Here is an 18,736-nt window from a genome sequence, read left to right as displayed (position 1 = left end):
TGGACGCCCGAGACTGCCCGCGGCATGGCTCGGCCCACGACGGCCGAGGCACCGGCCGGGGCGCCATGGTGCTGAAGCGGACCTAGGCTGGAAAGTGCGGCTGGAAACCGGCGCTGACAGGCACGGCTGTCCGGACGGAGGCGAGGCGCGTGGACATGGCCGGCAAGCAGGAGGCCCGCGCTGCCGTGCTTGTGGTGGGGCCGGACGGCGTGGTGAGCGGCTGGAGCGAGAGCGGGCGGCTGCTGCTGGGCTGGCCGGCGGAGGACGCCGTCGGGCGCCCGGTCACCGACCTGCTGGCCGCTCCCCCACCACCCGGCTTCCCCGAGAGCTCCGGCAGCGGTCCCGGCCAGGCGGAGCTCCTCCCCCTGCGCCACCGGGACGGTTCCACGGTCGACGCCCTGGTGTCGGCTCATCCGCTGTTCGGCGCCGACGGCCGGCTGCTGGGCCACGCGATGACCGTCCACCGCTGGGAACGCCGCCCGGTGATCGCCGACCTGGCCTTCGAGCAGTGCCCCTTCGCTCTGGGCGTCTACGACCCTGAGCTGCGGTTTCTGTGGGTCAACGCCTCCGCGTGCCGAGTGATGGCGCACTCCGAGGAGCAGGTGCTCGACGAGAAGTACCGCGAGCTGTTCCCCGATCTGGACGACAGGGCGTACACCGACAAGCTCTCCGAGGTGGCGAGAACCGGTGACCCCGCGCGTCTCATCACCGTCTTCCGTCCGCTCGGCAGCGACTACGCCAACGCCTGGGCGACCAGCATGTGGCCCGTACGGGATGCCGAGGGCAGGGTCCGCGCGGTCGCCAACTGGGGATTCGACATGAGCGCCGAGTACTGGGCCCGGCAGCGCCTGCTCATGCTCAACGAGGCCAGTGGTGGCATCGGCCGGACACTCGACGTGCTGGGCACCGCCCAGGAACTGGCCAGGACCCCGGTCCCGGGGTTCGCCGACCTCGTCACCGTCGATCTCTTCGACGAGGTGCTGCGCGGAGAGGAACCACCCCTGTCCCCTGCCTCCGGTGAAGCCATCGCGCTCCGCCGCGCCGCCCGGCACAGCACGGCGTACGACACCGACCAGGCCTCCGGGCACCCTGCCCCGGTCGGTCACGCTCCCGATTCCGTCGCCGCCCGTTGCATGGCCACCGGCAGGTCCACGGTTCAGCTCGCGACCGAGCCCGGTCCTGGCGGCGAGTGGGCCTTCGGGCCCGGGCTCGCCGCAGACCCGGCGCACTGGCCGCCGGGCAATCCGTTGATCGACGAGTCCCTCGCGGCGCAGCGGACGACCGGCCGTATCACCGTGCCGCTCCGGGCGCGCGGCGCGCTGCTCGGCGTGGTCGCGTTCTCCCGCAGCGACCGGCCCGAGGCCTTCACGGCCGACGACCTGATCCTCGCCGAAGAGCTCACCGCCAAAGCGGCCGTCGCCATCGACAACGCCCGTCGGTACGCACGCGAGCGCACGACCGCGCTGACCCTGCAGCGCAGCCTGCTGCTGCAGCGGCTGCCGGTCCAGGAGGCACTCGAGGTGGCGTCCCGCTACCTGCCCGCCGGGACCGGCTCGGAAGTGGGCGGTGACTGGTTCGACGTCATTCCGCTCTCCGGTGCCCGGACCGCCCTGGTCGTCGGCGACGTGGTCGGTCACGGCCTGCACGCCTCGGCCAGCATGGGCCGGCTGCGCACGGCGGTCCGCACGCTCGCCGACGTGGATCTGCCACCGGACGAGTTGCTGACCCACCTGGACGACCTGGTCATCCATCTCGCCAGCGATCTCCAGCCCGCCGGCGGCTTCCAGCCGACGGGCGAGTTCGGGGCCACCTGCCTTTACACCGTCTACGACCCGGTCTCCCGCCGCTTCACCCTGGCGAGCGCAGGTCACCCGCTGCCGCTGGTCATCTCCCCGGACGGAACCAGGGCCCCGGTTCCCGCCCGGCCGGGGCCACCGCTCGGTATCGGAGGGCTGCCGTTCGAGGCGGTCGAGCTCGAGCTGCCCGAGGGCAGCCTGCTCGCCCTCTACACCGACGGACTGGTGGGGAGCCGCGAGCGCGATGCCGACCAGGGGGTCGCCGCGCTGCTGCGGGTCCTGAACCGTCCGGCCACGTCGCTGGAGGGCCTGTGTGACACGGTCATCGACGCCATGCTCGTCGAACGCCGCACCGACGACGCCGCCCTGCTGCTCGCCCGCACCCGCGCGCTGGATCCCCAGCATGTCGCCGACTGGGACGTCCCACCCGACCCCGCACAGGTGCCGCGCGCCAGGAAGTTCGCCCTCGACCAGCTGGAGGCCTGGGGCCTGGAGGAGGCGTCGTTCGTCACCGAACTGGTCGTCAGCGAGCTGGTCACCAACGCCATCAGATACGGCGAGCCCCCGATCATGCTGCGGCTGATTCGCGACATCTCCCTGATCTGCGAGGTTTCCGACGCCAGCAGCACCGCACCGCACCTGCGCCGGGCACGCGCCTTCGACGAAGGCGGCCGGGGCCTGCTGCTCGTCGCCCAGCTCACCCAGGGGTGGGGCACCCGGCACACCACCTACGGCAAGACGATCTGGTGTGCTCAGACCCTTGGCGAGCCCCAGACGCTTTGAGATCCGTATCCGGCGGGCCGTCCCCGGCTCCCGCCACGCTCCATTTCGGTGTCGAAGCGCTTCGACAGACGGTTCACCACTACCTCACGTTGTCGATTGACGAGTGCAAGAAGGCGCAGCCCGGTCGGGACCCTTGTTCCACACGGAAGACGCCCGTTAACGTGCGAATGGAAGTGAAGCGCTTCGACGACAAGGGGTGGGCCGGCATGACCAAGGAAAACGGGACCTCCCGCCGGGTGCATGAGGCAGGGCCCGGACACTTCACCAACCCCGTGATCCCCGGCTTTCACCCCGACCCGAGCGTCTGCCGCGTCGGCGACGACTACTACCTGGCCTGCTCCAGCTTCGAGTACTTCCCCGGAGTGCCCCTCTTCCACAGCCGTGACCTGGTGCACTGGACGCAGATCGGCAACGCCCTGGACCGGCCCGAGCAACTGCGCCTGCCCGCCTCCACGCCCTCCTCCGGCGGGATCTACGCCCCGACCCTGCGCCACCACGACGGCCGCTTCTGGCTGATCGTCACCAACTGCAGCGAGGGCGGCGGCAACCTGATCGTCACGGCCACCGACCCGGCCGGACCGTGGTCGGATCCCATCCGGGCGCCGGGGGTTCCGGGCATCGATCCCGACCTCGCCTGGGACGAGGACGGCACCTGCTGGTGCACGGTCGCCGGGGTCTCCCAGGTCCGTATCGACCCGTCCACCGGGAAGACGTACGGGACACCGCGCAGGCTCTGGTCCGGCGGGCCCGGCGCCAAGGCCCCGGAGGCGCCGCATCTGTACCGGATCGGCGACTACTGGTACCTGCTCATCGCCGAGGGCGGTACCGAGCGCGGCCACGGTGTCTCGATCGCCAGGGGCCGTACCCCCGCCGGTCCGTTCGAGCCGTGCCCGGCCAACCCGATCCTCACCCATCGCGGCACCGACCACCCCGTCCAGAACACCGGGCACGCCGACCTGGTCCAAGGCCTCGACGGCTCCTGGTGGATGGTGCTGCTCGGCGTGCGACCGTGCGGCGGCACGCCGGGCTGGCACGTGCTCGGCCGGGAGACCTTCCTGGCCCCCGTGACCTGGGTGGACGACTGGCCGGTCGTCGGCGAGGTCGCCCTGGACCTGCCCGAACTCCCGTGGCCGCTCTCCCCCGGACCCGTCGTGCAGCCCCGGGACGACTTCGAGCTCACCGGACTCGGGCCGTCCTGGATCTCCCTGCGCGACCGGCCCGCCGCACACTGCACCACCGAGGAGCGCCCCGGGTGGCTGACGCTCCGCGCCCGGGGCGGCTCCCTGGACGAGTCCGACGTGGTGTTCACCGGCCGGCGCCAGCAGCATCCGTCGTGCCGGGCCCGCACGCTGGTCGATGCCGCGGAGGGCGGCGGTGGCCTCGCCGTCCGGCTCGACGAGCGGCACCATTACGCGGTCGAGGTGTCCGGCACCCGGGTGCGGGTGGTCGCTCGCGTCGGCTCCCTGCGCACGGTCGTGGCCGCACGGTCCGTGCCCGCCGGGCCGGTGGTCCTCGCCGTCACGATCACGGAACCGCCGTCTCCGCACGGGCCGTGCACGGGACCCGACGTCGTCTCCCTCGGCTTCGAGGAGCCCGACGGCGCGTTCACCGAGCTGGCGACCCTCGACGGCCGCTACCTGTCGACCGAGGTCGCCGGCGGCTTCACCGGTCGCGTCATCGGCATGTACGCCGCGGCAGGCACCGTCCACTTCGACTGGTTCGACTACGAGCCCCTCGACGGCTGAGTCCGGCTCTGGCAACCGTGCTCCGGAGCGCCGACTCCTCTTCTGCGGGCCGCGGGTGTGCCACGTCCCTCACGCGCGGTTCCACTTCTGGCCGGCCTGGCCGTTGCAGGTCCACAGGACCAGCGGGGTTCCGTTGGCGGTGCCGGCCCGGTCGACGTCGAGGCACAGCCCGGCGTGGACGTTGCGGACCGACCCGTCGGAGCCGACGGTCCATTTCTGGTTGTCCTGGCCGTTGCAGGGCCAGGTGATGACGCGGGTGCCGTTGACGGTGCCCCGGTCGTAGGCGTCCAGGCACTTGTCGCCGAAGACACGGATCTCGCCACCGGCCCACGTGGTCCACAGTTGGTTGGCGGCCGTGTGGCAGTCCCAGATCAGTACCGTGGCCCCGGCCGTGGTGGAGGCCTTGTCCACGTCCAGGCAGCGGCCGGACCCGTTGCCACGCAGCCGCGAGGTGGTGGCGGCGAGCGGGCTGCCCCCGCTCACCCGGAACACGGCCACGCCGTGCGCGGGGACGCTCGCCGAGATCTGCCCGGACGTGCTGGAAGTGCCGCCGGTCCACAGGTCCGTGAGGGTGAACGCCCCGCCGGACAGGCCGACTTGCGCAGCCGTGGTGGTGACCGTCGCCGTGCCGCTTCCCCGGTTGAACAGGCCCACCGCGACCGAGCCGTCGGACAACGGCTTGGCGAACACCTCGGTGCTGCCGTCGTCACGCACCCTGCGCCCGCCCGCGCCCAGCGGGTCCTGGTTCACCGCCAGCAGGCGGGAGTTGCGCAGGATCGCGCTCACGTCGGCGGACATGGTGCGGATGTCGTTGCCGGCCATGAGCGGTGCGCCCAGCAGCGCCCAGAGGCCGAAATGCGAGCGGGACTCGGTCAGCGACAGACCGGGCCGGCCGACGACCAGCATGTCGGGGTCGTTCCAGTGCCCTGGTCCCGACTGCGCCGCCAGCGGCGCGGTGACGTCCAGGACGTTGCCGACGCCCATCGGATAGCTGTTGGTGTTGCCGTTCTGCCAGATGTCGAGGAGGTCCTCGGTCGTCCGCCACAGGTCGGCGACCTCGCCCCAGTTGTATGCGGCGCCGGTGATGGCGTGGAGGCTGTTGGGGTTGATGCTGTAGACGATCGGCCGCCCGGTGGCACGCAGGGCATCGCGCATGAGCGTGAAACGCGCGACCTGCTCGTCACGGGTGCCACTGGAGGAGCACCAGTCGTACTTGAGGTAGTCGACGCCCCATGAGGCGAACGTGGCGGCGTCCTGAGCCTCGTGCCCCCTGCTGCCCGTGGATCCCGGGTAGCCTCCGGTGGCCTGCGCGCAGGTGCGCTCGCCCGGCACCTGGTAGATGCCGAACTTCAGGCCCTTGCCGTGGATGTAGTCCCCCAGCGCCTTCATCCCACTCGGAAACTTGGCCGCATTGGCCCGCAGGTTGCCCGCCGCGTCTCGCTGCGGGTCGAACCAGCAGTCGTCGACCACCACATAGCGGTAGCCGGCGTCCCGCATGCCCGAGGACACCATCGCGTCGGCGGCCTGACGAACCTGGGTCTCGGTGATCCCGCACCCGAAGCTGTTCCAGCTGTTCCAGCCCAAGGGTGGGGTGAGCGCCGGGCTGCCGGGCGCGGCCGAGGCGGTGGAGTGAGCGGAGGCCGTCAGGGACGCCGTGACCGTCACCATGGCCGCGAGGACGCGGAGCAGTCGTCTGCCAGACCGTATGAGCACCGGGGCTCCTTTACCGGAAGGGGCGTCGTGTCATATTCATGACACCACTGGGCGGGGGCGAGACGTTCGCAATTTCGACTGCCGTTCGGAAACTTTGGGCCTCTCGGATACTAGAGAGGCGTCCGAACATGTCAACACCATTGACCTTCGCTGTCCTCGCTTGCCTTCATCCAGGCCGAGGGCATTCGAATGTTTCGATGCGTCATACGAATCATGCGAGACGTATTGACGGCATCGGCCAGCCTCCTATCATCCAGAATGCTCGATGAGTCGTTTCGCGTTCGACATCACGAACAGAGATGGGATCACTTCGACCCTGGCGTACGACACGGACGAGGGGTGGCACAAGACGAACCCTGCCGCAAACATGTCATGGCCTCGTCATTCCAGGCCCGGATCCGGCCCCACCGACCGCACCCCCGAACCCCCCACGAACGTGAAGGAGAACCATGAACCCGCTCACACGGCTCGGCCGTCGCCGAGCGTCGGTGTTATCCCTGCTGGCCATCGGCGCGCTGATGACGCCCGGTGCCGCGACCGCCGTACCCGACACCGTCCGGGCGTCCACGCTCGGGGCCCAAGCGGCCCAGTCCGGACGGTACTTCGGGACCGCGGTGGCCGCCGGAAGGCTGGGCGACGGCACGTACACCACCATCCTGGACCGCGAGTTCAACTCGGTCACACCCGAGAACGAGATGAAGTGGGACGCGACCGAGCGGTCCCGCGGCTCGTTCACCTTCGGCCCCGCCGACCAGATCGTCAACCGAGCGGCGGCCCGCGGTCAGCGCGTCCGCGGCCACACCCTCGTCTGGCACTCCCAACTGCCCGGCTGGGTCAACTCCATCAGGGACGCGAACACGCTGCGCAGCGTCATGAACAACCACATCACCACGGTGATGAACCGCTACAAGGGCCGCATCCACTCCTGGGACGTCGTCAACGAGGCCTTCGCCGACGGTGGCAGCGGCCAGCTGCGCAGCTCGGTCTTCCGGGACGTCCTGGGCACCGGCTTCCTCGAGCAGGCCTTCCGCACCGCGCGGTCCGCCGACCCCGCCGCCAAGCTCTGCTACAACGACTACAACATCGAGAACTGGAGCGACGCCAAGACCCAGGGCGTCTACCGGATGGTGCGCGACTTCAAGGCGCGCGGCGTGCCCATCGACTGCGTCGGCCTCCAAGCCCACTTCGGCGCCGGCGGCCCGCCCGCAAGCTTCCAGACGACGCTGTCGAACTTCGCCGCCCTCGGTGTCGACGTGCAGATCACCGAACTGGACATCGCGCAGGCACCCCCGAACGCGTACGCGAACACCGTCAGGGCCTGTATGAACGTGGCCCGCTGCACCGGCATCACCGTCTGGGGCATCCGCGACAGCGACTCCTGGCGCAGCCAGGAGAACCCCCTGCTGTTCGACCGCAACGGGAACAAGAAGGCGGCCTACCAGTCAGCGCTCACCTCGATGGGCGGCTCGGTCGCGGTGAAGCAGGCCGGCACCCGTTCACCCCGGTCCGCAGCCGCGCTGCCCTCCCGCTTCTCCTGGAGCTCCAGCGGCACGCTGGTATCGCCGAAGCCGGACGCCACCCACAACATCGCCGGCATCAAGGATCCGACGGTCGTCCAGTACAACGGCAAGTACCACGTGTTCGCCAGTACCGCGAGTTCCTCCGGGTACAACCTGGTCTACCTGAACTTCAGCGACTGGTCGCAGGCCGGCTCGGCCACGCACCACTACCTCGACCGCAGCGCCATCGGGAAGGGGTACCGAGCCGCGCCGCAGGTCTTCTACTACGCGCCGCAACGCCTGTGGTACCTCGTGTACCAGACCGGCAACGCCTCGTACTCGACGAACCCCGACATCAGCAACCCGAACGGGTGGAGCGCCCCGCGCAACTTCTACTCGTCGATGCCGGACATCATCAAGCAGAACATCGGCAACGGCCACTGGGTCGACATGTGGGTGATCTGCGACAGCGCCAACTGCTACCTGTTCTCCTCCGACGACAACGGACACCTGTACCGCTCCCAGACGAGCGTCGGCCAGTTCCCCAACGGCTTCACGAACACCGTCATCGCGGCCCGGGACTCCAAGTACGCCCTCTTCGAGGCGAGCAACGTGTACAAGGTGCAGGGCTCCAACCAGTATCTGCTCCTCGTCGAGGCCATCGGATCCGACGGGCGACGCTACTTCCGCTCCTGGACGACAACCAGCCTCGCCGGCTCCTGGACCCCGCTGGCCGCGTCCGAGAGCAACCCCTTCGCCAGGGCGAACAACGTCACCTTCCCGTCAGGAGCCTGGACCAGGGACATCAGCCACGGCGAGATGATCCGCGCCGGTTACGACCAGACACTCACCATCCCCGCCTGCCGGCTCCAGTACCTCTACCAGGGCATGAACCCCAACGCCGGCGGTGACTACGACACCCTGCCGTGGCGGCTGGGTCTGCTCACCCAGACGAACGCCACCTGCTGACCCTGTGGGCCCCGCCGCTCGTGCGGGGCCCACGCCAGTGGACGTCCCGCCGGGTGCCAGGCGGTACTTGCCGTCGTCCGAGGACATGCCGGAGTGCGCGGCAGCCGCCCGGAGCCGGCCTCACCGTCATGTCCGCCGGCGCGGACCGGTCAGGCGCTTGAGCGGGTGACCAGCCGTGTGGGCAGGATCAACGGGGTGGGTTCCTGTCCGTTGATGAGCGTGACGAGCATGCGCGCCATCTCCCGTCCGAGCGCCGTTACGGGCTGATGGACGGTGGTGAGGGGCGGATCGGCGACCTGGGCGACGGTCAGGTCGTCGAAGCCCACCACGGCGACATCGTCAGGGACCGCCCGGCCGGACGCACGCAACATGCGCAGCGCCCCCGCCGCCATGTTGTCGTTGGCGGCGAACACCCCGTCCAGGTCGGGATGGTCGGCCAGCAGTACGGCCATGGCGGCTGCTCCGCTGGGCTCGGTGAAGTCTCCCTCCTGCGGCGGCAACGGATCGAGGCCGGCCGCCAGCAAGGCGTCCCGGTGGCCGCGGTAGCGGGCGCGCCCGGCCTCGGTGTCCAGACGCCCGCAGATCGCGGCCACGCGAGTCCGGCCGAGCGACACCAGGTACTCGGTGGCCTCCCGCGCTCCGCCGACGTTGTCGACGTCCACGTACCACCGGGGAGCCGAACCGACCGGGCGTCCTCCGAACACGACGGGTATCTCCGCCTCCTGGGCCATACGGGTCAGCGGATCGTTCTCGCGCAGCGCCATCAGCATGACGCCGTCGGCCCCCCTGGACCGGAGGAGTTCCTCCACCCGTGTGCGGCCCCGGTCGGACGCGGCCAGACACAGCATCAGATGCAGGTCGGCCTCCTCCAGAGCCTGCGACGCGCCCACGATCACCTGGGCGTAGAAGGGGTCCGCGAAGATCGACGGATCCTCTCCCGAGACAATCAGGGCGGCGGCACCCGTCTGCCGCGTGGCGAGCGCACGGGCGGACGGATTGGGCACATAGCCGAGTTGCCGGGCAGCCCGTTCGACCGCCTCACGTTTGGAACGGCTCACGTGAGGAGCGTTGTTGAGCGCACGGGAAGCCACGGAACGGGAAACACCGGCGCGTTCGGCCACCTCGACGAGCGTCGGCTGCCGACGCGGCGCACCTTCTGCCATGAACCACGAGCCTTTCCCTCACGACTGGACGGGAAAGCGTCTCACCCCGGCTCGTGGCGGTGCCACCCACCCGAGGGACGCACAGGGCAGGCGGAGAGTCCCTACCTCCACAGGACTGGGACCGCTTCCAGTTTCGCACCCCAGAGGCTGATTCCCGTCCCTGTGCCTCGAGTTGCGCAGAGACTCTTGACACCTCAACCACCCCGCCACACCATACCGAGCACACCCCAACGAATTTCCAGTGCTGTTGGGAGCGCTTCCAGTGGGAGCGCTCCCAATCCAGGCGTACCACCGCTCTCGCTCAGGTCGCACGCTCGGGACCAGAGGTGCGACACACCCCTGCCAGGAAGTTGAGGTTCAGTCATGCGCCGCCGACTCCGCGCCTTGGCCGTAGCACTCTTCACCGCGCCGCTGGCGCTCGCCGTCGCACCGTCCGCGCACGCGGCCGATCCGACGACCATGACCAGTGGGTTCTATGTGGACCCCGACTCCAGCCCGAAGAGGTGGGTGGCCGCCAACCAGGGTGACGGCCGAGCCGCCGCCATCAACGCCTCCATCGCCAACACCCCGATGGCCCGCTGGTTCGGCTCCTGGAGCGGCGCCATCGGCTCCGCCACGGGCGCGTACGCGGGAGCGGCGGACCGCGCCGACAAACTGCCCGTCCTCGTCGCCTACAACGTCTACAACCGCGACTACTGCGGCGGGCACTCCGCAGGCGGAGCCGCCTCCCCGTCCGCCTACGCCGACTGGATCGCCCAGTTCGCCGGCGGTATCGGCAGCCGCCCGGCCGTGGTCATCCTCGAGCCGGACTCCCTCGGGGACTACGGCTGCATGAACCAGGCACAGATCGACGAACGCGAGGGCATGCTCACGGGGGCCGTCGCGGCGTTCAGCCGCCAAGCCCCCAACACCTGGGTCTACATGGACGCCGGCAATCCGCGCTGGGCCGACGCGGCGACCATGGCCCGGCGCCTGCACGAAGCCGGCCTCCGGCAGGCCCACGGCTTCTCGCTCAACATCTCCAACTACATCACCACCGCCGAGAACACCGCCTACGGCAACGCCGTCAACCGTGAACTGAGCTCCCGCTACGGCTACACCAAGCCGTTCGTCGTGGACACCAGCCGCAACGGCAACGGCTCCAACGGCCAGTGGTGCAATCCCTCAGGCCGTCGCATCGGCACCCCCACACAGTCGGGCGGAGGCGCCGAGATGCTCTTGTGGATCAAGACCCCGGGTGAGTCCGACGGCAACTGCGGCGTCGGAGGCGGCTCCTCGGCCGGCCAGTTCCTCCCCGAGGTCGCCTACAAGATGATCTACGGCTACTGATCCCGGACGCCCCCGGGCAGGAAGCAGTCGGAGGAGTCGGGGTGTGCCAGGGCGATGCGGTTCGAGGGGCACGCCGGTGGGTGGAAGGCCGCCCAGCGGGATCCGGGGCCGACGTCGGTGGCGCATCCGGAGTCGCGGCCGCACCTCCGGGCCGTCACGGTGAGGAAGGTGCCGTTCGCCGCGAGAGGACGCACCTCCTTCACCGTACCGCGGGGGTTGGTGAGGTGGGCCAGGTGAGCGGGGTGCGCGCGGTCGGTCACGTCCCACAGTCTCGCCGTACGGTCGTCGCTCCCGCTCAGCAGCGTACGGCCGTCCCGGCTGTAGGCGAGGGCGTCCACGAAATGCCGATGACCCTCGAGGACGGCGACGGGGACGGCGTGGTGCGGGTCGGTCAGGTCCCGGATACGGACGTCGCGGTCGTCGGAGCCCGGGGCCAGGGCCCTCCCGTCGGGGCTGAAGGCCACGGGCTTGACGTTCCCCTCGTGCCCGGTGAGCGTCCAGCATCCGGGGCGGGCCGGGTCGGTGATGTCCCACAGGCGGATGGTGTCGTCACCGCTCGGTGACGTACGGACTGGCGGCGGGCAGCGAGTACGAGGCCCACCGCCCGCTGCGGTACGGGAACTGACACCCCCTCGGCTGTCACCGTTGCGTTCCGGTGCCCCGGCTCCACACATGTCACGCGCATGGCGGGGCCACCCAGGTGACTCCGGGGGGCCTGGAGCAGCGGGCACGACCGCGTGGCGCATTCACTTCTATCGTGGAGCCGCACAGTGACGGTCGGCGCCGAGGCGGGCAACACATGACGGAACCGCAGATCGACTACGAGGCGGTCTTCCATGCCCTGCCCGGCATGGTGGCTCTGCTCACCCCCGAACTGGTGTACGCCGACGCCAACGAGGACTTCCTCCGTCTGGCCGGGCGCACCCGTGAGCAACTGCTGGGCCGCTACATCTTCGACGTCTTCCCCGAGAACCCCAACGACCCGGCCGCGGCCGGCATGAGGGAGACCCAGGCGTCGATGCTCCGCGTGGTGGCCACCGGCGAGCGCGACACCATGGCGCTGCTGCGTTACGACATCGAGGACCCCGAGCGGCCCGGCCACTGGGTGGAACACTTCTGGAGCCCGGTCAACGCACCCGTGCTGGGCCCGGACAGGCGGGTGACGCTGATCGCGCACCGGGTGGAGGAGGTCACCGAGCTCATCCACGCCCGCGCCCGCGGCGGCACGGGCGGCGAGAGCAGCAGGGCACGCGTGCTGGAGGCCGAGCTCTACACCCGCTCCCGTGAATTGCAGGAAGTCAACGAACGCCTGCGTCTGGCCCATGCGCGCGAACGCGAGGTCGCCCTGGCCCTGCAGGCGGCGATGCTGCCCGCCCCGGATCCGGTCGGGCACCATCGGGCGGCCGTCCGCTACCGGCCCGCCGTCGGCACCCTGAACGTGTGCGGCGACTGGTACGACCTGGTCGACCTGCCGGGCGACCGCATCGCCGTCGCCGTCGGAGACGTCGTCGGCCACGGCCTGGAAGCGGCCGGTGTCATGGGGCAGCTGCGCAGCGCGCTGAGCGCGGCCGCCCGTGTCGCCGACGGCCCGGCCAGGGCGCTGGAAGCCCTCGGACTGTACGCCCGCCACGTCGAAGGTGCGGAGTCGACCACGGTGGTGAAGACCTACATCGACTGGGAGACCCACACCCTCAGGTACAGCAGCGCGGGCCACCCACCGCCCGCCCTGCTCCACCCCGACGGCACGGTGACCTTCCTCGACCAGGCGACCGATCCGCCTCTCGGCGCGCGCCCCGAACACGTCCCGCGGCCGGAGGCCAGTACGGCCTTCGCCGAGGGCGCCACCCTGGTCCTCTACTCCGACGGCCTGATCGAACGCCGCGACGAGGACATCGACGCCGGCCTGGCCCGCCTCGCCGACGCCCTCGCCCGCCACGGCAGCGCCGGCCCCGAGACCCTGGCCGATGCCCTCTTGGCCGACCTCCTCCCGTCCTCCGGCAACACCGACGACACGGTGCTGGTCATCATCCGCCTGTGAGCCCGCGGCTCTGGTTCAGGACGAGGTGTTCGGGACACTGATCCTGTTCGGGCTCGGCGGTACGGCGGCCGAGGTCCTGGCCGACCATGGGGCCCGATCGTCCGCGCCGAGCACGACACGCCGTTCAAGACGGTGGCCCGACGCCTCGCCGAGCACCGGCCTTGGCCGTTCGCCCGCTATGAGGTCTTGGCTCCGCGGCCCGCCGGCACCGGCCTGGCGGGTGTCCAGACCGGCGGACGGGGCGACGTCACGCAGGGGCGCCGAGCGGCGGGTGTTCGAGCACGCGGGGCTTGTACTCGACCAGCTGGATGCGGCCGTCGAAGGTGCGGTGCTCGATCATCTCGAGGGCAACGTCCGGATAGCCGTCGTAGATGCGTTCTTCGCCCGTGGCACCGGTGATCACCGGGAACATCACGACCCGGAAGCGGTCGACGAGTCCGGCACGCAGCAGGGATCGGCACAGGCTGAGGCTGCCGATCGTGCTGAGGAGCCCCGAGCCGCTCGACTTCATGGCACGGACCGCCTCGACGGCGTCGTCACGGACGAGCGTGGAGTTGGCCCAGGTCAGTGGCTCCTCGAGTGAGGAGGAGAACACCACCTTGGACGCTTGCGTGAGCTCGTCGACGGATGCCTCTTCCTCGGGCCTGAACTCGTCCTGGCCCTTCGGGACCTCGCCTGCGGCGAAGCCCGACATCAGGCGGTAGGTGTTCGCTCCCATCAAGTAGGTGGCCTTGGGCTGTTCGCCGAGCCATGCGAGGTACTCCGGGCCTTCGAGGCCCCAGAACCCGGGCCATCCCTCTCCCGATGCGTAGCCGTCGAGGGAGGTGATGAAGTCGACGAGAAGCTCCGACATGGCGGTGTCCTTTCCTGGGCTGTCACGAGCTTGGACCGGCCGGAAGCCGCAAACTCATCGGCCGCGCAATGGAGTGACCAGAAGACCCATGACGCCGGAGAGGACCTGCGCACAGGGATGTGCCGGACGACGACGTCTGCTGGTGCACGCGCCATCCCGCACACCGCCACGGTCACGCCGCCGGGACGGCCAGCTCGTCGTGGGGAGGCTCGCCGAGCACGATCTTGAGCGCGCCGGTGTCGGCGGCGTGCGCGAAGACCTCGTAGGCCTCCTCCATCTGGTCCAGGGAGAAGGTGTGGGTCACCAGCGACGTGGTCGGCAGGCGGCCGGAGGCCGCCATCCTCAGCAGAGTGGGCGTCGACGATGTGTCGACCAGTCCGGTCGTGATGGTCACGTTCTTGATCCACAGATCTTCGAGGTGCAGGGTCGCGGGCCTGCCGTGGACACCGACGTTGGCCACGTGTCCGCCGGGCCGCACCATGCGCGTGCACATCTCGAAACTCTCCGGCACACCCACGGCCTCGATGACCACGTCGGCACCCAGGCCGTCAGTGAGGTCGGAGACCAGTTGCTCCGGGTCGTCGCGGACGGGGACGACGGCGTCGGCGCCGAGCCGCCTGGCGGCCTCGAGCCGGGAGTCGGCGAGGTCGACGGCGATGATCCGCTCGGGTGAGCAGAGCTTGGCGGTGAGGATCGCGGCGAGTCCGATGGGCCCGGCCCCGACGACCGCGACCGTGTCACCGGGCCGTACGGCACCGTTCATCACGCCCACCTCGTAGGCGGTCGGGAAGATGTCGGCGAACAGGACGGCGTCCTGGCTCGTCAGCCCACCCGGCAGCGGATGCACGGAGAGGTCGGCGTAGGGCACACGGACGTACTCCGCCTGCGTGCCGTCGATCAGGTGCCCGAGGATCCAGCCTCCGCCGCCCCGGCACTGGCCGTATGCTGCCTCCCTGCAGAAGCGGCAGCGGCCGCAGGCGGTGATGCAGGAGACGAGGACACGGTCCCCCGGCCGTACGGTGCGCACGTCGCTGCCGGTCTCGACTATCTCGCCCACCGCTTCGTGACCCAGCACCGTCCCGGAAGGCACCTCCGGCACGTCGCCCTTGAGGATGTGCAGATCCGTACCGCAGATGGTGACGGCGTCGACCCGGACGATGACGTCGGTGGGGTCCTTGATGCCCGGGTCCGGGACCTCCTCCCAGGCGGACTTCCCGGTGCCGTGGAAAACGAAGCCCTTCATGACGTTCCTCCTTGGCGGTGCCCTGAGGGTTCATCTTCTTCATCTTCGGCCAGATGAGTGGCGTCCGCTCGGGCCGGTCGGCCCTCGTCGTGCTGCCGAACGGCCGGGCGGCTCTCCGGGGCCGCAAGCCCTCAGCCCGGAAGCAGCAGCCGGCTCGTCTCCCCTGGCTCGACCCCGACGGTCCGGTCGGGCAGGCACACGGTGATCGGCCGGCGGTCGGAGTGCGGCACGGAGATCTCCAGCAGACCGCTCCGCAGCCGCAGCCGCACACCCCAGTGCCCCTGGTACTGCAGCGAGAAGCCGTACGACGACAGCTCCGGCAGGGGCACCGGGTCCAGCCACAGCGCCCCCTCGCGGGTCTCCAGCCCGGTGAGACCGCGCTGGATCAGATCGAGGGTACCGGCCATCGCGCCGAGGTGGATGCCCTCACCCGTGGTGCCGCCCTGCAGGTCGGCCACATCGCCGCGCAGGGCCTCCTGGCAGAACTGCCACGCGTCGGCGCGGCGGGCGCGGGCCAGGATCCAGCCGTGGACGAGACCGCTGAGGGTGGACCCGTGGCTGGTCCGGGCGAGGTAGTGGTCGACCGTGTGCCGCCAGATCTCCTCGTCCAGCCGATGACCCAGCCGGCGGAAGAGGCCCTGCAGCTCGGCGGGTGAGAACAAGTAGCCGAGCATCAGCGCGTCGGCCTGCTTGGACGCCTTGTAGCGGTTGACGGTGTCGCCCTCGGCCTCGAGGATCCGGTCGAGCCGCCGGATGTCGTCGTACCGCTTCGCGTAGCCCTTCCAGTCCAGTTCGGCGAGGTCCCCGTAGCCCTGGAACTGGCTGACGACCCCGTCGTGAAAGGGGACGTGGAGGGTGCGGGACACCTCTTCCCACCGCTCCAGCTCACCGCCGTCCAGCGCGGCGCGTTCGAGGAGTTCGCGTCGCCGGGGTTCCGGGAGGTCGCGCAGCACCTCCAAGGTGCGGGTGAGGACCCAGGCCGCAGTCACGTTCGTGTACGCGTTGTCGTCCAGGCCGGGTGATGGGGAGCCGGGGTAGGCGTCGTGATACTCGTCCGGACCGACCACACCCCGGATCCGATGACGGCCCAGCTTCTCGTCCCAGGTGGCCGAGTCGGCCCAGAAGCGCGCGATCTGCACCAGCATCTCGGCGCCCTTGGTGTGCAGGAACTCCGCGTCACCACTGGCCTCGCAGTACTGCCAGACGTTGTAGGCGATCGCCGAGCCGACGTGGTGCTGGAGGTGGGAGTGGTCGGGAAGCCAGCGCCCGGAGCGGGGGTTGAGGTGCAGGCGCTGGGTCTCCTCGCGGCCGTCGCTGCCGCTCTGCCACGGATACAGCGCGCCGCGCCTGCCGAGGGCCCGTGCCGCGGCGCGCGCCCGGTCCAGGCGCCGGTGGCGGTAGCGCAGGAGGGCGCGGGACACCTCCGGGAAGTGCAGGTTGAGGTAGGGCAGCACGAACAGCTCGTCCCAGAAGATGTGTCCCCGGTAGGCCTCGCCGTGCAGCCCGCGGGCCGGCACTCCCACATCCAGGTCCGCGGTGTGCGGGGAGAGGGTCTGGAGCAGGTGGAACAGGTGCAGCCGCAGGATGGATCCCGGCTCGCCCGGGACGTCGAGTGCGGCCCGGCGCCACAGCAGCTTCCAGGCGGTGCGGTGCGACCGCAGGAGCGCCTCGAAACCCGGGGCGGCGCCCACGCGGTCCAGGGCGGTCTGGAGCGGGTCGCTGATGGCCGGGTCGCGCGAGGTGTGCAGGGCGATGGTCTTGTCGACGGTGACGGTGCGGCCGGGTTCCAGGGTCAGCCGCAGATGCTGGAGCGCACGGGGGTGTACGTGCGTCTCGGCGACCGGTGCGCCGGCGGTCAGCCGGGCCGCCATGCCGATCCGGATGTCCGAGGTACGGGTGCGGCAGCGCAGCCACACCGTGCCGGGGCGGGCGGTACCGGTGTGCACGTGGGTCAGGTGGTGCCCCGCGAGGCCGCGGTAACGGCGCACCCCGGCGTTGGTGACTCCCCCGTCGAGCGCCGCCTCGACTTCCAGCTCCGTCGTGGCGCCCTCGACGGTGAACTCGGTGCGCAGGGCGGCGAGGTTCGGGTCGCCCATGTGCACGAGACGTCGCTGCCGTACGGACAGCACCCGGTCGTCGTCCAGGCCGTACCGGGTGACGCGGTCCAGCAGTCCCGCGTCCAGGAGGAGGGTCTGACGGTGGGCGAGCACCGGCGCGCTGTCGGGTGTGAGCCATTCACCGCCCGCGGGCCGGAAGCGGAGCGGCAACCAGTTGGGCAGGTTGACCATGTCCTCGTTCTCGACGTGGCGGTCCCCGACGTCGGAGGTGAGCCGGTTGTAGCAGCCGGCCGCGTAGGTACCCGGGTAGTGCACGTCGTCCGCCACGCACTCGGGCAGTGCCCCGCGGGTGGCGAAGCGACCGTTGCCCAAGGTGCACAGCGTCTCCCTCAGGCGCTGCCGGGCGGGATCGTATCCCTCGTACTCCCAGGTCCAGGCCGTCATACGGCTGCCCCCTTCGCGGCTCCGGGGTCGGGTGCCCTGGAGGAAGGGCCCGGCCGGACCAGTGTCGCCCAGGCGGACATCGCCTGGGCTTTCCCCGACAACGAGCGTGTCGCGCGAGACCGGGGCGTTCATCGGCCCTGTACAGGCCGTACGGGGGTCATGTCCGCTGGGGCACGACCGCGACGGGGCAGTCCGCGTGGTGCAGCAGGGTGTGGCTCACCCGGCCCAGCTGGAGGCCGAAGTGGCCGGTCCGGCGCCGCGCGCCCACGACCACGAGGTCGGCGGCGGCCGAGCGGTTCACCAGCACCTTGCGTGCCGGTCCCTCGACCGTGGCCCGGCGCACCCGCACGGCAGGGTGGTCGGCCATGAGTTCGGCCACCAGCTCGTCCACCAGGCCCGAGGCCTGCGCCTCGTGCTCGTACACGGGAGCCTCGGCGGGTGCCGGGGGGTCGGCGCCTTCGTTCAGCGGAAGACGCCACGCGCGGACGACGTCGAGCTCGCACCCACGGGCCTCGGCCTCACGGAACGCGAACCGGGCGGCCTCGCCGCTCGTGTCGGGCTCCCCGGCACCGAGCAGGATCCGGCCGTGCGTACCGGCCAGACCGGCCTTGTCGCCCCGGACCACGACGACCGGGCAGTACGCACGGGCCGCGACAGCGAGGCTGACCGAGCCCAGCAGTGTCCCCTTCAGCTCTCCCCGACCGCGCGACCCGGTCACCAGGGCGGACGCGTTGTCGCCCTCGCTCAGGAGGGCGGACACCGCTTCAGCGGCCACCGCCTCGCCCGTCACCTTCAGGTCGGGGCTGAGGCGTCGGACCCGCTCCTCGGCGGACGCCACGATGTGGTCCGCCATCACCCGCTCCGAGGGGCGCTCCCGGCCCAGCGACGGCAACGCGCCTTCATAGCGCTCCCACAGGGAGGCATGGACCAGCCGCAACGGCAGACCGAGGCGGACGGCCTCGTCCACCGCCCAGTCGATGGCCAGGATGCTGCCGTCCGATCCGTCGACGCCCACGATCAAGGGCAGTTCCATGATCCCCACCGCCTCTCTCTCGGGCTGCCACCACGTGCAGCAGGGGGTCTCCTTCCCACGGTCCCACCCCG

At 70.6% G+C, this 18,736-nt stretch carries 12 protein-coding genes and 1 pseudogene; 6 read left to right on the top strand and 7 right to left on the bottom strand.

Translation table 11 applies throughout. From position 1 onward, the window contains the following. Positions 1–155 precede the first annotated feature (155 nt). Both BJ965_RS35570 and BJ965_RS35565 read left to right on the top strand, forming a co-directional pair. The gene (locus BJ965_RS35570; protein ID WP_184915030.1) at positions 156–2,579 is read left to right on the top strand and encodes a SpoIIE family protein phosphatase; all 2,424 of its coding nucleotides are present in this window, start codon (positions 156–158) and stop codon (positions 2,577–2,579) included. A gap of 206 nt (positions 2,580–2,785) precedes the next feature. Beyond that, positions 2,786–4,324, top strand: a complete 1,539-nt coding sequence (locus BJ965_RS35565; RefSeq protein WP_184917884.1) for a glycoside hydrolase family 43 protein — start codon at positions 2,786–2,788, stop codon at positions 4,322–4,324. 69 nt (positions 4,325–4,393) lie between these two features. Here the strand turns inward: BJ965_RS35565 and BJ965_RS35560 are convergent, their stop codons facing one another. Next, on the bottom strand, positions 4,394–5,992 hold the full coding sequence (locus BJ965_RS35560) for a glycoside hydrolase family 27 protein (protein ID WP_221514525.1): 1,599 nt from the start codon (positions 5,990–5,992) through the stop codon (positions 4,394–4,396). 494 nt (positions 5,993–6,486) lie between these two features. On the opposite strand from BJ965_RS35560, the gene BJ965_RS35555 reads away from it, so the two are divergent. After that, complete coding sequence (locus BJ965_RS35555; RefSeq protein WP_184915025.1) at positions 6,487–8,505, top strand: non-reducing end alpha-L-arabinofuranosidase family hydrolase; 2,019 nt, start codon at positions 6,487–6,489, stop codon at positions 8,503–8,505. 149 nt (positions 8,506–8,654) lie between these two features. On the opposite strand, the gene BJ965_RS35550 is transcribed toward BJ965_RS35555, so the two are convergent. Continuing rightward, the gene (locus BJ965_RS35550; RefSeq protein WP_184915021.1) at positions 8,655–9,668 is read right to left on the bottom strand and encodes a LacI family DNA-binding transcriptional regulator; all 1,014 of its coding nucleotides are present in this window, start codon (positions 9,666–9,668) and stop codon (positions 8,655–8,657) included. A gap of 363 nt (positions 9,669–10,031) precedes the next feature. Here BJ965_RS35550 and BJ965_RS35545 point away from each other — a divergent pair, with 363 nt between their 5' ends. Then, positions 10,032–10,997, top strand: a complete 966-nt coding sequence (locus BJ965_RS35545; RefSeq protein ID WP_184915017.1) for a glycoside hydrolase family 6 protein — start codon at positions 10,032–10,034, stop codon at positions 10,995–10,997. On the opposite strand, the gene BJ965_RS35540 is transcribed toward BJ965_RS35545, so the two are convergent. Beyond that, positions 10,991–11,671, bottom strand: a complete 681-nt coding sequence (locus BJ965_RS35540; RefSeq protein ID WP_246546159.1) for a WD40 repeat domain-containing protein — start codon at positions 11,669–11,671, stop codon at positions 10,991–10,993. The genes BJ965_RS35545 and BJ965_RS35540 overlap by 7 nt on opposite strands. Positions 11,672–11,796: 125 nt before the next feature. Here BJ965_RS35540 and BJ965_RS35535 point away from each other — a divergent pair, with 125 nt between their 5' ends. Continuing rightward, positions 11,797–13,035 carry a PP2C family protein-serine/threonine phosphatase gene (locus BJ965_RS35535; RefSeq protein ID WP_184915011.1) on the top strand — a complete coding sequence of 413 codons (1,239 nt, stop codon included), beginning with the start codon at positions 11,797–11,799 and terminating at the stop codon, positions 13,033–13,035. Positions 13,036–13,039: 4 nt separating this feature from the next. Next, positions 13,040–13,199: pseudogene (locus BJ965_RS40545) on the top strand (acetate--CoA ligase family protein); the annotation flags it as partial. A gap of 83 nt (positions 13,200–13,282) precedes the next feature. Here BJ965_RS40545 and BJ965_RS35530 read toward each other — a convergent pair. The 4 genes from BJ965_RS35530 to BJ965_RS35515 all read right to left on the bottom strand — a co-directional run bounded on the left by BJ965_RS35530 (position 13,283) and on the right by BJ965_RS35515 (position 18,665). Further along, positions 13,283–13,888 carry a dihydrofolate reductase family protein gene (locus BJ965_RS35530; RefSeq protein ID WP_184915008.1) on the bottom strand — a complete coding sequence of 202 codons (606 nt, stop codon included), beginning with the start codon at positions 13,886–13,888 and terminating at the stop codon, positions 13,283–13,285. Between the two features lie 172 nt (positions 13,889–14,060). After that, positions 14,061–15,131, bottom strand: a complete 1,071-nt coding sequence (locus BJ965_RS35525) for a zinc-dependent alcohol dehydrogenase family protein (RefSeq protein WP_184915005.1) — start codon at positions 15,129–15,131, stop codon at positions 14,061–14,063. Positions 15,132–15,262: 131 nt separating this feature from the next. After that, positions 15,263–17,632, bottom strand: coding sequence for a glycoside hydrolase family 65 protein (locus tag BJ965_RS35520; RefSeq protein ID WP_184915002.1), 2,370 nt, complete (start codon positions 17,630–17,632; stop codon positions 15,263–15,265). A 157-nt stretch (positions 17,633–17,789) separates the two neighbouring features. After that, positions 17,790–18,665 (bottom strand): universal stress protein, encoded by an 876-nt coding sequence (locus tag BJ965_RS35515; RefSeq protein WP_184914996.1) that lies wholly within the window; start codon positions 18,663–18,665, stop codon positions 17,790–17,792. Between the last annotated feature and the right edge of the window lie 71 nt (positions 18,666–18,736).

This window comes from Streptomyces luteogriseus (assembly GCF_014205055.1).
Lineage (GTDB): Bacteria > Actinomycetota > Actinomycetes > Streptomycetales > Streptomycetaceae > Streptomyces > Streptomyces luteogriseus.
Note: the sequence above shows the minus strand (reverse complement) of the source record. Positions and strands in the feature narration are given on the sequence as shown.